10 protein-coding genes are annotated in these 13,797 nt (G+C 70.7%); 8 read left to right on the top strand and 2 right to left on the bottom strand.

Translation table 11 applies throughout. The annotated features are described in order from the left end of the window. The first annotated feature begins 7 nt into the window (after positions 1-7). The 6 genes from A0130_03030 to A0130_03005 all read left to right on the top strand — a co-directional run bounded on the left by A0130_03030 (position 8) and on the right by A0130_03005 (position 9,164). Positions 8-1,369: an anthranilate synthase gene (locus A0130_03030; protein ANF30793.1), complete on the top strand. Its 1,362-nt coding sequence runs from the start codon at positions 8-10 to the stop codon at positions 1,367-1,369. A 139-nt stretch (positions 1,370-1,508) separates the two neighbouring features. Beyond that, positions 1,509-4,094: a leucine--tRNA ligase gene (locus A0130_03025; GenBank protein ID ANF30792.1), complete on the top strand. Its 2,586-nt coding sequence runs from the start codon at positions 1,509-1,511 to the stop codon at positions 4,092-4,094. A 189-nt stretch (positions 4,095-4,283) separates the two neighbouring features. Then, complete coding sequence (locus A0130_03020) at positions 4,284-4,703, top strand: hypothetical protein (protein ID ANF30791.1); 420 nt, start codon at positions 4,284-4,286, stop codon at positions 4,701-4,703. After that, positions 4,700-4,963 (top strand): hypothetical protein, encoded by a 264-nt coding sequence (locus tag A0130_03015; GenBank protein ANF30790.1) that lies wholly within the window; start codon positions 4,700-4,702, stop codon positions 4,961-4,963. Before A0130_03020 ends, A0130_03015 begins: the two co-directional genes overlap by 4 nt. A gap of 93 nt (positions 4,964-5,056) precedes the next feature. Next, positions 5,057-5,737 carry a hypothetical protein gene (locus A0130_03010; GenBank protein ANF30789.1) on the top strand — a complete coding sequence of 227 codons (681 nt, stop codon included), beginning with the start codon at positions 5,057-5,059 and terminating at the stop codon, positions 5,735-5,737. Positions 5,738-8,123: 2,386 nt separating this feature from the next. Next, a complete protein-coding gene (locus A0130_03005) occupies positions 8,124-9,164 on the top strand; it encodes a DNA polymerase III subunit delta (GenBank protein ID ANF30788.1) in 1,041 nt (346 codons plus the stop codon). 114 nt (positions 9,165-9,278) lie between these two features. Here the strand turns inward: A0130_03005 and A0130_03000 are convergent, their stop codons facing one another. Together A0130_03000 and A0130_02995 are read right to left on the bottom strand one after the other, a co-directional pair. After that, positions 9,279-9,539, bottom strand: a complete 261-nt coding sequence (locus A0130_03000) for a 30S ribosomal protein S20 (protein ANF30787.1) — start codon at positions 9,537-9,539, stop codon at positions 9,279-9,281. 151 nt (positions 9,540-9,690) lie between these two features. Further along, positions 9,691-10,569 (bottom strand): epimerase, encoded by an 879-nt coding sequence (locus A0130_02995; GenBank protein ID ANF30786.1) that lies wholly within the window; start codon positions 10,567-10,569, stop codon positions 9,691-9,693. Positions 10,570-10,657: 88 nt separating this feature from the next. On the opposite strand from A0130_02995, the gene A0130_02990 reads away from it, so the two are divergent. After that, positions 10,658-11,878 (top strand): amidohydrolase, encoded by a 1,221-nt coding sequence (locus A0130_02990; GenBank protein ID ANF30785.1) that lies wholly within the window; start codon positions 10,658-10,660, stop codon positions 11,876-11,878. A 57-nt stretch (positions 11,879-11,935) separates the two neighbouring features. Next, positions 11,936-13,786: an elongation factor 4 gene (locus tag A0130_02985; GenBank protein ID ANF30784.1), complete on the top strand. Its 1,851-nt coding sequence runs from the start codon at positions 11,936-11,938 to the stop codon at positions 13,784-13,786. The last annotated feature ends 11 nt before the right edge of the window (positions 13,787-13,797 follow it).

Genomic DNA, 13,797 nt, shown 5'->3' with positions numbered 1-13,797 from the left:
TAGTGCGGTGGTCCATCCGCTCCGTGTTCACCGGCTCGACGCCTGGGTCGATCCGGCGGACGCGTTCGCGACCCTGTTCGGCCGCGCCGACGTGGACGCCGTCTGGCTCGACAGCGGCCCGGATGCGGTGACCGGGCGCTCCTTCATCGGCACCGGGACGGTCACGGCGACGGCCGACGTCGCGAACGGTACGGTCACGCTCGGCGGCGAGACCCGGCCGGGCGGCATCCTGGACGCGCTGCGCGACGACCTCCGGGAGCGTCCGCATCCCGAGACCGGTGGCTACCCGCTCGGCTGGTGGGGCCGGCTCGGGTACGAGGCGGGCGCCACCGCGGCCGGCGCACCCATCGCCGCCTCCGACGCCCCGGACGCCGCCCTCCTCTTCGTCGACCGCCTGATCGCGTTCGACCACTCCGCTCGCACGGTCGACGTGGTCGCCCTCGACGCGCCGGGCTCGCGCGCGTGGGTCCGCACCACCGCATCCCGCCTTCGCACCGCCCCCGGCGCCGCAGCCGTCTACGAAGTAGCCCACCCCATCCATCCCGCTCCAGCGACCTGGCGCCATGACGCCGCCGCCTACCTCGCGCTCATCGCCGCCTGCCAAGACGCCATCCGCGCCGGGGACGCCTACCAGCTGTGCCTCACCAACCGCGTGCAAGGCCGCACGGACGCGGACCCGCTCGCCGTCCACCTCCGCCTGCGCAGCGCGAGCCCCGCCCCCTACGCGGGGTTCCTCCGGATCGGCGGCGACGTGCTCGTCAGCTCCTCGCCGGAGGAGTTCCTCCGCGTCGACGGCCGGCGCGTCCGCACCCGTCCCATCAAGGGCACCCGCCCGCGCGGCGCGACTGTCGTCGCCGACGTCGAGCTGCGCGCCGAGCTCGAGGCCAGCGAGAAGGAGCGCGCCGAGAACGTCATGATCGTCGACCTGATGCGCAACGACCTCGGGCGCGTCTGCGTGACCGGTTCGGTCGAGGTCAGCCATCTGCTCGCCGTGGAGAGCTACGCGCAGGTCCACCAGCTCGTCTCCACGGTCGAGGGGACGCTGCGCCCGGGCCTCGGAGCCGTGGATGCGGTGGCCGCGTGCTTCCCGGCCGGGTCGATGACCGGTGCGCCCAAGCTCAGCGCCATGCGCATTCTGAACCGGCTGGAGGGCGCCCCACGCGGCGCGTTCGCGGGATGCTTCGGCTACCTCGGCGTCGACGGCAGCGCCGACCTCGCCATGGTGATCCGCAGCATCCACTTCTCGAACGGCGTCGCCACCGTCGGCGCGGGCGGCGGGATCACCGCGCTGTCGGTGCCGGAGGACGAGCTGGAGGAGGTCCGCGTGAAGGCCGCGGCGGTACTCGCGGCCGCCGGAATCACGCCGTAGGCGAACCGGGAGCGCGCTGGGAACGGTCTGGACGCGTCCGACGTTTAGTACTCTGGAGACCCGGGCCCTGTCGCCCGGACCTCTTCCGTGCCGTCCCGCATCCTGGCGGCGGCACGACGGAACCGAGATTGAGAGTCACGTGTCAGACCAGCACGACGAGCAGACGCAGCCCGAGCGCGGGCAGTACGACTTCGCGGCCATCCAGGAGAAGTGGCTCCCGGTGTGGGAGGAGCTGCGCCCGTTCGCGACCGACGACCCCGCCGACAAGCGACCGCGCAAGTACATCCTCGACATGTTCCCGTACCCGTCGGGCGACCTGCACATGGGCCACGCCGAGGCGTACGCGCTGGGTGACGTCATCGCCCGCTACTGGCGTCAGCAGGGCTTCAACGTGCTGCACCCGATCGGCTGGGACTCCTTCGGCCTGCCCGCGGAGAACGCTGCGATCAAGCGCGGCCTGGACCCGGCCGGCTGGACCAACGACAACATCGCCCAGCAGAAGGCGAGCATGCGCCGCTATGCGCCCAGCTTCGACTGGGACCGCGTGCTGCAGACGAGCGACCCCGGCTACTACCGCTGGAACCAGTGGCTGTTCCTGAAGCTGTACGAGAAGGGCCTGGCGTATCGCAAGGCGAGCCAGGTCAACTGGTGTCCCTTCGACCAGACGGTGCTGGCGAACGAGCAGGTCGTCAACGGCCGCTGTGAGCGCTGCGACAACCTGGTCACCAAGAAGAAGCTGACCCAGTGGTACTTCCGCATCACCGACTACGCGGACCGCCTGCTGGACGACCTGAACCAGCTGGAGGGTGCCTGGCCGTCCAAGGTCATCTCGATGCAGCGCAACTGGATCGGGCGCTCGACCGGTGCGGACGTCACCTTCCAGATCGAGGGCCGCGACGAGCCGGTGACGGTCTACACCACCCGCCCGGACACCCTGTACGGCGTCACCTTCATGGTGGTCGCCCCCGATTCCGACCTGGCCGCCGAGCTGGTGAAGGATGCGCGTCCCGAGGTCAAGAAGCGGTTCGACGACTACCTGGACGTCGTCCGCGGCACCACCGAGATGGACCGTCTGAGCACCGAGCGCGAGAAGACCGGCGTCTTCCTGGAGCGGCACGCGATCAATCCGCTGACCGGCGAGAAGCTGCCGATCTGGGCGGCCGACTACGTGCTGAGCGACTACGGTCACGGCGCGATCATGGCCGTGCCTGCGCACGACCAGCGCGACCTGGACTTCGCCCGCGCGTTCGACCTGCCGGTGCGCGTCGTGGTGGACACCACGCAGCCGGTGACCGGCGCCATCCCGGTCATCCACACGGACCCCGAGACCGGCGAGCCGATCCTGCCGGACGACGTGGAGCTGTCCAACCCGTCCGAGACGGGCGTCGCGCTGACCGGCGAGGGCCGGTCGATCAACTCCGGGCCGTTCGACGGGCTGAGCAAGTCGAACGCGATCCGTCGCGTCACCGAGGCGCTGCAGGCGTCGCACCTGGGCGCGCCGGCCAAGAACTTCCGTCTGCGCGACTGGCTGATCTCGCGTCAGCGCTACTGGGGCACGCCCATCCCGATCATCCATTGCGAGGAGTGCGGCGAGGTGCCGGTGCCCGAGGCCGACCTGCCCGTGCTGCTGCCGCTGGCGGAGGGCCTGGACCTGCAGCCGAAGGGCACGAGCCCGCTGGGTGCGGCGACCGACTGGGTCAACGTCTCCTGCCCGAACTGCGGCGGCCCGGCGAAGCGCGACACGGACACGATGGACACGTTCGTCGACAGCTCCTGGTACTTCCTGCGCTTCCTGAACCCGAACGACGACACGCAGGCGTTCGACCCGCGCGACGCCGAGAAGTGGGCGCCGGTCGACCAGTACGTCGGCGGCGTGACGCACGCCATCCTGCACCTGCTGTACGCGCGCTTCATCACCAAGGTGCTGTTCGACCTGGGCTACATCTCGTTCACGGAGCCGTTCACGGCGCTGCTGAACCAAGGGCTGGTGCTGATGGACGGCTCCGCGATGTCGAAGTCGCGCGGCAACCTGGTGAAGCTGTCCGAGCAGCTGGACGAGCACGGTGTGGACGCGGTGCGCCTGACGATGGCGTTCGCCGGACCTCCGGAGGACGACATCGACTGGGCCGACGTGTCGCCGTCCGGCTCGGCGAAGTTCCTGGCGCGCGCCTGGCGCATCGCGGACGACGTGACGAGCGCCCCCGACGTTGTCTGGAAGACGGGGGACGCGGCCCTGCGCCGGGTCACGCACCGCTTCCTGGCCGACGCTCCTGGCCTGGTCGAGTCGTTCAAGTTCAACGTCGTCGTCGCCCGCCTGATGGAGCTGGTCAACGCGACCCGCAAGACCATCGACTCGGGAGCCGGCCCCGCCGATGCCGCCGTCCGCGAGGCCGCCGAGGTCGTCGCCATGGCGCTGAACCTGTTCTCGCCCTACACCGCCGAGGACATGTGGGCGAAGCTGGGCTACGAGCCGTCGGTGGCGCTGGCGCAGTGGCGCAAGCCCGACCCGACCCTCCTGATCGAGGAGTCGGTGACCGCGATCGTCCAGGTCGACGGCAAGGTGCGCGACCGTCTGGAGGTCTCCCCGAAGATCGCGTCCGACGACCTGGAGTCGTTGGCGCGGCAGTCGGAGGCGGTCATCCGGTCGGTGGGCGACCGCGAGATTGTGAACGTCATCGTGCGCGCTCCGCGGCTGGTGAACATCGCGACGAAGCCGCGCGGCTGATCCGGGTCTTCTGACCTGAATCGGCGGCCGGGCGCGGCGCGACGGTAGCATTCGAACGTGCCACGATCCGACGCGCTGACCCGGTCGCTCGTCGCTGCGCCCCGCTGGCAGCGGTTCGAAGCGTGGCTGTCGCCTCCCAGAAGTGTTCGACTGAGCGTCTGGATCACCCTCGCGACGTTGGCGGTCGGGGTGGTCCAGCAGGTCATCCGCGCTGTGACGACGGACTGGGGGGCGTATGTCGCTCAGCACGCCCGCTGGTTCCAGCGCAACGGCCGGTGGATGCAGCTGACGCCGGAGGGCGTGATCGGCACGGTGATCTTCACGTTCGCGATCGTGGTTTTCGGCGCGGTTCTCTGGCTGGTCGTCGCCCGATCCGTCCTCCGCGGTCGTGGGTGGGCGCGGGTGGTCGTCGCCGCGTCGGCGGTTCTCGGCGTAGTGACAGCTCCCTCGCTGTTCGCGACTCCCGATGGTCTCGGGGTGGCGTGGGGCGTCGTGGGACTGATCGCCTCGGTCGCATCCGCCGTTCTGCTCTGGCTGCCGAGCTCGCGCCGCTTCTTCGCGGCGGCGAAGGCCGAGCGGCGGCGGTTCAAGGCGGAGCGCATCCGGTGACGGCGAGCCCGCGCCGTGGTGACGAAGGCGGGGAGCCGCTCCCCTACGGACTGCCCGCGGACCCGCAGGAACCGTACGTGTCGATCGTCGCGCCCAACCTCGACAAGATCTCGGCGAGGACCTTCGATACCGACACGCTCGGCGGCCGACGCGCGCTTCGTGGGCTGTTCGTGTTCCTGGCGTCAATCGGGGGATGCCTGTTGATCCTCGGCGGTGCCGTCGCCATCGCCTGGATGGTGAGCCTGCTGGGCGGTGTCTGAGGCGCGGTTGTGCACAGGCCGCGGCCGTCGTCGTCTCTCCACAGATTTCCGCGGTCCGGCGTGCTGGGGTCGACGCGTTTCTAGCGTGGAGGGATGCGACACCGAGCCGAATCTCCCGCCGACGCTGAGCCTGCATCGTCTCGTGACGATGCGCCGCTCGGTCGGCCGGGGCGCGTGCGCATCGGGGTGGGGGCCGCGGTGGTGCTGGTCATCCTGGTGGCGGTCGTCGGGGTGCTCGTGTCGGCTGCGGCGCAAGGCGGGAGCGAGGTCCCGGTGCCGACGGCAGCGACGGCCACCGGCTCAGCCTTCACACCGTCTGCCGGCGCTTCGGATGCGGGCGGAAAGGTGCTGGTCCACGTCACCGGGGCGGTGCGGAAGCCGGGCATCGCCTCGCTCCCTGCCGGGTCGCGCGTGCTCGACGCCGTCGCGGCGGCCGGTGGGCTGACGGAGGACGCGGACCCCGCCGCCGTCAACCTCGCGCGCCCCGTCGCCGACGGTGAGCAGCTCGTGGTTCTGCGCATTGGGGAAGCGCCGCCTCCGGCGACAGCCGCCGGCGGGACCGCAGGCGCGGGAGCCACTGGCGGGATCGTCAACCTCAACACCGCGGCTCAGGCCGATCTCGAGACGCTTCCGCGCATCGGGCCAGCGCTCGCCCAGCGCATCCTGGACTGGCGACAGGCGAACGGCCGCTTCGCCGCGGTGACAGACCTCCTGAAGGTCTCCGGCATCGGTCAGAAGCTGTTCGACGGTCTCAAGGATCGGGTGGCGGTGTGATGCCGGACCTCCGCCTCGCGCTGCCCGCCACCGGGCTGTGGATCGCCTGCGCGGTGCTCATCGGTGGGCCGTCCGCGGCTGCATGGGCCGCGCTTGCCGCGGGTGCCGGGGCGCTGGTGTGTCTCGGGTTCGCGGCGGTCGTTCCGCGTCGCGGTCGCATCGCCGCGGCGGCGACCGTTCTCGCCGCAGTGGCCCTCGGGGCTGCGGTCGTCGCGGTGCACAGCCCCGGCCGGGAGAGCAGCGTCCTCGACGCCGCCGCGCGCGACCGTGACACGGTCGACCTCCACGTGCGCATCGAACGCACACCTCAGCGCATCTCGAGCGGTCTCGGCAGTGGGCCGCGCTGGTCGGCCCGCGGCACCACCATCGACTCGTCGCCGAACGTGCCCGTCATCCTGCAGTTCGACGCGCAAGTGGGTGATGCGCGTCTCCTGGCCAACGGCGCCGTGGTCCGCGTTCACGGAACGATCCTCCACAACGACCCCGGCGAAGCGACCACCTACACGGTACGCACCGTTGCCGGTGAACCGCCCGCTGTCGAGCGGGAACCCCCGCCATGGCTGGCGTGGGCGGCAACCGTCCGCACGGCGTTCGCGGAATCCGCCTCCCGGACGCCGGGCGACGGCGGTGCCCTCCTGCCCGGGCTCGCGATCGGAGACGAGACGTCGCTGCCGCCCGAGCTCGGCGACGCGATGAAGGCGTCCTCGCTCAGCCATCTCACCGCGGTCTCCGGCGCGAACTGTGCGCTCGTCATCGGCCTCGTCTTCCTCGTCGCGCGGGCCGTGGGCGCAGGGCGGCGACTCCGGATCGGGCTCGCCGCGCTCGCGCTGGCGGCCTTCGTGGGGCTGGTGGGCCCCGGACCGAGCGTCATCCGGGCGGCCGCGATGGCCGGTGTGCTGCTCCTCGCCCTTGCGCGGGGTCGTCCGTCCGACGGCGTGCCCGCGCTCTCGCTCGCGGCCGTGGTGCTCCTGGTGCACGACCCCTGGCTCGCCCGCGACTACGGCTTCGCATTGTCGATCCTCGCCACCGCGGGGCTGCTCGTACTCGCCGGGCCGCTCAGCAGGGTGCTGAGCCGCTGGATGCCGCGGTCGCTCGCCATCGCGATCGCCGTGCCGACCGCAGCGCAGCTCGCATGCCAGCCGGTGCTCATCCAGCTGACGCCGTCCCTTCCGCTGTGGGGCATCCCGGCTAATCTCCTCGCCGAGCCGGCCGCTCCGGTGGCGACCGTGCTGGGCTGCCTCGCCTGCGCCGTGCTGCCGTGGGCACCCGGTCTGGGCGATCTCCTCGTACGCCTCGCGTGGATCCCGTCCGCCTGGATCGCACAGGTCGCCACCGCCGCGAGCGGCCTGCCGGGCGGTGCGCTGCCGTGGGTCCCCGGAGTCGTCGGCGTCGTGCTGTGCGCGGCCGTGCTGGTCGCCGTGGTCCTGGTGGTGATGCGCGGCGCGCCACGGCTGCTCGCAGTCGTGGCGGCGGTCGCTCTGTGCGCCGGGACGGTCGCCTATGTCGCTGTTCTCGGAGGTGGAGCGGTCGGCCGTGCCCTGGCAATCCCCGGTGACTGGCGCATCGCCGCCTGCGATGTCGGGCAGGGCGACGGCGTCCTGGTGCGCGAGGGCGACGCGGTGGCGATGATCGACGTCGGGAGGCATCCCGAACCCGCCGCCGCGTGCCTCGATCGGCTCGGGATCTCCTCGATCGAGGTGCTCGTGCTGACGCACTTCGACGCCGACCATGTGGGCGGAGTCGCCGGTGTGGCGTCGCGGGTCCGGCGGGCGATCACCCAGGTGCCCGCGCGAGACGCGGACGAGCGCACCCTCCGCGTGCTGACCGAGGCGCGGGTTCCCGTCGAACGAGGGTACGCGGGGATGGCCGGACGCCTGGGCTCGACGACCTGGCGCCTGCTCTGGCCGCCGGCTCCCAGCGCGTCCGTGTCTCCCGACGCCGGCATCGGCAACGCCGGCAGCATCACTCTCGAAGCCGAAGGCGGCGGCATCCGCTCGCTCTTCCTCGGCGACCTGGGGGAGCAGGCTCAGGATGCAGTCCTGGCCACCCGCGCCGTTCGCCAGGTCGACGTGGTGAAGGTCGCCCACCACGGCTCCGCCGACCAGAGCCCGCGGCTCTACCGTGCGCTCGGCGCCCGGGTCGGCCTGGTCTCCGTCGGCGCGCGGAACGGCTACGGTCACCCGACGGCATCGGCCCTCCGCATGCTCGCCGACGCCGGCACCATGCCGGTCCGGACGGACGAACGCGGGATGATCCTGGTCTCCGCAGGTTCGTCGGGTCTCCGAGTCTGGAGCGAACGCACCGCTGCCTCCGCTGACGGTGGTCGCCCGTATCCTGGGAAGGCGGCGCCGGGACTATCCCTGGCCGCAGACCAGCGAGGAGACACGTGGCGACCCGAGGCGGCAGCAGAGGCGGAGCGACCAAGGCGCGCGCGGCGGCCAGCGCCATTCCGCAGCTCCCATGGAACCAGGTGCGCTCGGCGCCGGTCGTGCTCGTCACCGGGTCGGAGGGCTTCCTCGCCGACCGTGCGGTCCGCACGCTCCGCGATGCCCTCAAGGCCGACGATCCGAGCCTCGAGATCAGCGATCTGCACGCCGGTGACTACGCGCCGGGCGAGCTCCTCACCGTCGCGAGCCCCTCCCTGTTCGGCGAGCCGCGGCTCATCCGGGTCGAGGCCGTCGAGAAGTGCAACGACGCGTTCCTCGCCGACATGCTCGACTACCTGAATGGGCCGGCCGACGGTACGGTCGTCACCCTCCGTCATGGCGGGGGAGTGCGCGGCAAGAAGCTGCTCGACGCGATCCGCGCCGGCACGGGCGGCGGCATCGAGATCGTGTGCGCCGAGCTCAAGAAGGACGCCGAGAAGTACGACTTCGTCCAGGCCGAGTTCGCCGCGGCCGGCCGCAAGGTCACTCCGGGTGCGCTCCGTGCGATCACCTCGGCCTTCTCCGACGACCTCGCCGAACTGGCGGCGGCCTGTCAGCAGCTGCTGTCCGACTCCGCCGAGCAGATCACCGAGGCGACCGTCGACAAGTACTACGGCGGCCGCGTCGAGACGAACGCCTTCCAGGTGGCCGACGCCGCGATCGCCGGACGGCACGGCGAGGCGCTGGTCACGATGCGCCACGCGCTCGCCTCCGGCGCAGATCCCGTCCCGATGGTGGCCGCTTTCGCCAGCAAGATCCGGACGATGGCGAAGATCTCCGGCTCGCGCGGCGGCTCCGGCCAGCTGGCACAGCAATTCGGCCTCGCGCCGTGGCAGGTCGACCGCGCCCGCCGCGACCTGCAGGGGTGGACGGAAGACGGCCTCGGCCGCTGCATCGAGCTGCTCGCCGAGACGGACGCCAACGTCAAGGGCGGCGGCCGTGACCCGGTGTTCGCGCTCGAGCGCATGATCCGCATCGTGAGCGCCCGCGGCCGCGACTGAGAACGCCCGCCGCCGTTCACCGCCTCCCGCACATGCAGCGAGCCCCCGCCCGGACCGTGGTCCTGAGCGGGGGCTCGCTAGCGGCGCGGGACAGGTCCCGCGGTCGGTCGTCGCTTAGAGCGCGGCGACCTGCTTGGCGATCGCAGACTTGCGGTTCGCCGCCTGGTTCTTGTGGATGACGCCCTTGCTGGCCGCCTTGTCGATCTTCTTGGCGGCGAGACGCAGCGCCGCGGTCGCCTTCTCCTTGTCGCCCGCCACGACGGCCTCACGGGTGGCGCGGATGGCGGTCTTGAGCTCGCTCTTGACGGCCTTGTTGCGCTCCTGCGCCTTCTTGTTCGTGCGGTTGCGCTTGATCTGCGACTTGATGTTTGCCACGAGTGGTCACTTTCGTTTCTGAGTGAGTTAGGGATGTGCCGCTCAGCGGAGAGGGCGCCTTGCGGCGTTTCGTGCGGACACATCCACACGCAAGCCAACAAACAACTCTACCAGCGCCCTGCGCATCACGCCAAAACCCGACGCCTATGCGCTAGACGCGGGCGGGCGCGTACGTGCCGACGAGCAGCTCCTCCAGCAGCGACGGGCCGTTCGGCTCCCAGCCGAGGTCGATCCGCGCCTTCGTCCCGCGCGCCTGCTGGTCGAGGAGCAGAGCGTCCGCGAGCTGTTCGCCGAGCCGCGACCGCGACTCCTCGACGGACTCCGCAACCACACCCCCCGCGACTCCCGCGGCCTGTGCGGCGGCCTCGCCGAGCTCGCGCACGGTCGGGTTCTGACCGCCCGCGCCGATGTACGTCGCACCCGCCGTGCCCTGCTCGAGCGCGAGCACGTAGAGCGCTGCGAGGTCGTCGACGTGCACGGTCGCCCAGTGCTGCGAGCCGTCGCCGATCAGCCGCAGGGCCTCAACGCCGGTCCCGCGCGGCGCGTCCACGATCACGTTGGCGAGGCCCTTGCCGTGGCCGTACACGATCGAGGGGACGACGACGATGCCCCGCACGCCGTCCGCCTCGAGGACGACCGCCTCCGCATCTCCGCGCCAGGCGGTGAGCGCCGGCGGTGCGACGGGGGAGTCCTCGACGATGTCGTCGTTGGAGCCGTAGGTCCAGACGCCGCCGGTGTGGACGAACGGCTTGCCCGATCCGGCCAATCCCGCCAGGACCGCCGGCACGAGCACCGCGTCCACGTCCTTCGACGATGCCAGGTGGATGACGCCGTCGCTCTCGCGCGCAGCCCGCTCGACGAGGGCCGCGTCCATTGCGTCTCCGATCAGCGCGGTGGCGCCGGCGGCTTTGACCGCTGCGGCCTTCTCGGCGTCGCGCACGAGTGTGATGACGGGATGGCCTTCGTCGAGAAGGCGGGGGAGGACGGAGGAGCCGATGAAGCCGGTCGCGCCGGTCAGAAGGATGGTCATAGCTGTCCACAACGTCTGTGGAGAGCCCGCATTCCCCAGATTCGCCTCCGTCGGTGGATGCGGCTCGCGCCGCGCGTAGGCTCGATCCATGACTTCTTCCACCATCGCCATCGTCAACGGTTATGTCGTCCCGGTCTCGCACGAGCCCATCGAGAACGGCGTCGTCCTGGTCAGGGACGGCGTCATCGAGGCGGTCGGCACGGCCGACGAGGTCACGGTGCCCGGCGGCGTGGAGGTCGCGGATGCAGCCGGCAAGTGGGTGCTCCCGGGATTCATCGAGTCGCACGGCCACGTCGGCATCCACGAGGAGGCGAACGGCCCCGCAGGCGACGACACGAACGAGATGACGACGCCGAACACCGCTGCGGTGCGGGCGATCGACGCCATCAACATCGACGACGAGGGCTTCCGCGACGCTCTCTCGGGAGGTGTCACCTCGGTGGTGGTCAAGCCCGGGTCCGGCAACCCGATCGGCGGCCAGACGGTCGCCATCAAGACGTGGGGCGGCCGCATCATCGACGAGCAGGTCATCCACGAGGCCGTGAGCGTGAAGTCCGCGCTCGGCGAGAACCCGAAGCGGGTCTACGGCGGCAAGAACCAGACGCCGAGCACGCGCCTGGGCGTCGCGATGATCATCCGGGAGGCGTTCGTCGCGGCGCAGAACTACCGAGCGGTGCGCGACAGCGCTGCGGCCGAGGGCAAGCCGTTCGACCGCGACCTCTCCAAGGAGACGCTGGTGCGCGTCCTCGACGGCGAGCTGGCCTGGGACCAGCACACGCACCGCCACGACGACATCGCGACCGCCCTGCGGCTGGCCGACGAGTTCGGGTACCGCCTCGTCGTGAACCACGGCACCGAGGCTCACAAGATCGCCGACGTGCTGGCCGAACGCGACATCCCGGTCATCTTCGGGCCGATGTTCACCTCGCGGTCGAAGGTCGAGCTGCGCGACCGGGCCATCGCCAATCTCGCTGTGCTCGCGAAGGCGGGCGTGCGGGTCGCGATCACGACCGACCACCCGGTGGTGCCGATCAACTTCCTCATCTACCAGGCCGCCCTCGCGGTGAAAGACGGGCTCCCGCGCGAGACCGCGCTGGAGGCGCTGACCGTCAACCCGGCGGCGTTCCTGCGCCTCGATGACCGGGTCGGCTCGCTGACCCCGGGTCTCGACGGCGACGTCGTGGTCTGGTCGGGCGACCCGCTCGACGTCAACTCGCGTGCGGAGCGCGTCTTCATCCAGGGCGCAGAGGTCTACCGCTTCGAGGACGGCCAGGGGCAGGTCGTGGAGCGCGCGGAGCGCTTCGCCTGAGCGCGCGCCCGGGCCGTGCGTTCGCGGGCCGGGGGTTCATGGGAGAATGGCCGGACGATGTCACCACGAGCTCTTCAGGCCCTCGAGCCCGCCGCGACCGACCCGGCCTCCCTGCGCAACTTCTGCATCATCGCGCACATCGACCACGGCAAGTCGACGCTGGCCGACCGCATGCTGCAGATCACCGGCGTGGTCTCCGACCGCGACATGCGTGCGCAGTACCTCGACCGCATGGACATCGAGCGCGAGCGCGGCATCACCATCAAGAGCCAGGCGGTCCGCATGCCCTGGTCGGTCGACGGCGACACGTTCGCCCTCAACATGATCGACACCCCCGGGCACGTCGACTTCACCTACGAGGTGTCCCGGTCGCTCGCCGCGTGCGAGGGCGCCATCCTCCTCGTGGACGCGGCCCAGGGCATCGAGGCGCAGACCCTCGCGAACCTGTACCTCGCGCTTGAGAACGACCTGACGATCATCCCGGTGCTCAACAAGATCGATCTCCCCGCGGCCGACCCCGACAAGTACGCGGAAGAGCTCGCCAGCCTCATCGGCGGCAAGCCGGACGACGTCCTGCGCGTCTCGGGCAAGACCGGCATGGGCGTCGAGGCGCTGCTCGACCGCGTGGTCGCCGAGATCCCCGCGCCGGTCGGCGTGGCCGATGCCCCCGCCCGCGCGATGATCTTCGACTCCGTCTACGACAGCTACCGCGGTGTCGTCACGTACGTCCGCATGGTCGACGGCAAGCTGCAGCCGCGTGAGCGCATCCAGATGATGTCGACGCGGGCGACGCACGAGATCCTCGAGATCGGCGTATCCTCGCCTGAGCCGACCCCGTCGAAGGGCCTCGGCGTCGGCGAGGTCGGCTACCTGATCACCGGCGTGAAGGACGTCCGCCAGTCGAAGGTCGGTGACACGATCACCTCCGCTGCGAAGCCCGCCACCGAGGCGCTGCCCGGCTACACCGAGCCGAAGCCGATGGTGTTCTCCGGCCTCTACCCGATCGACGGCAGTGACTACCCGGAGCTGCGCGAGGCGCTCGACAAGCTGAAGCTCTCCGACGCGGCGCTCGTCTACGAGCCCGAGACGTCGGTGGCGCTCGGTTTCGGCTTCCGCTGCGGCTTCCTCGGGCTGCTCCACCTGGAGATCATCACCGAGCGCCTGTCGCGCGAGTTCGGCCTCGACCTCATCACCACCGCCCCGAGCGTGATCTACGAGGTGACGACGGAGGATAAGAAGACCGTCACGGTCACCAACCCGAGCGAGTTCCCCGGCGGCAAGATCGACAAGGTGGAGGAGCCGATCGTGAAGGCGGCCATCCTCGCGCCGAAGGACTACGTCGGCGTCATCATGGAGCTCTGCCAGAGCCGTCGCGGCTCCCTCCTCGGCATGGAGTACCTCGGCGAGGACCGCGTCGAGATCCGTTACACGATGCCGCTCGGCGAGATCGTCTTCGACTTCTTCGACCAGCTCAAGTCCAAGACGGCCGGCTACGCCTCCCTCGACTACGAGCCGTATGGCGAGCAGGAGTCCGACCTCGTCAAGGTCGACATCCTCCTTCAGGGCGAGACGGTGGACGCGTTCAGCGCAATCGTCCACCGCGACAAGGCCTACGCGTACGGCACGATGATGGCCTCTCGCCTGCGCGAGCTCATCCCGCGCCAGCAGTTCGAGGTCCCCATCCAGGCCGCGATCGGCGCCCGGATCATCGCGCGCGAGAACATCCGCGCGATGCGCAAGGACGTCCTGGCCAAGTGCTACGGCGGCGACATCACCCGCAAGCGCAAGCTCCTCGAGAAGCAGAAGGAGGGCAAGAAGCGCATGAAGATGGTCGGCCGCGTCGAGGTCCCCCAGGAGGCCTTCATCGCCGCGCTCTCCGGCGACACGGAGAAGAAAGACAAGAAGTAGCGGTCTGCGCG

The organism is Leifsonia xyli (assembly GCA_001647635.1).
Classification (GTDB): Bacteria; Actinomycetota; Actinomycetes; order Actinomycetales; family Microbacteriaceae; genus Leifsonia; species Leifsonia xyli_A.
This window is presented reverse-complemented; position numbering and strand designations above follow the sequence as displayed.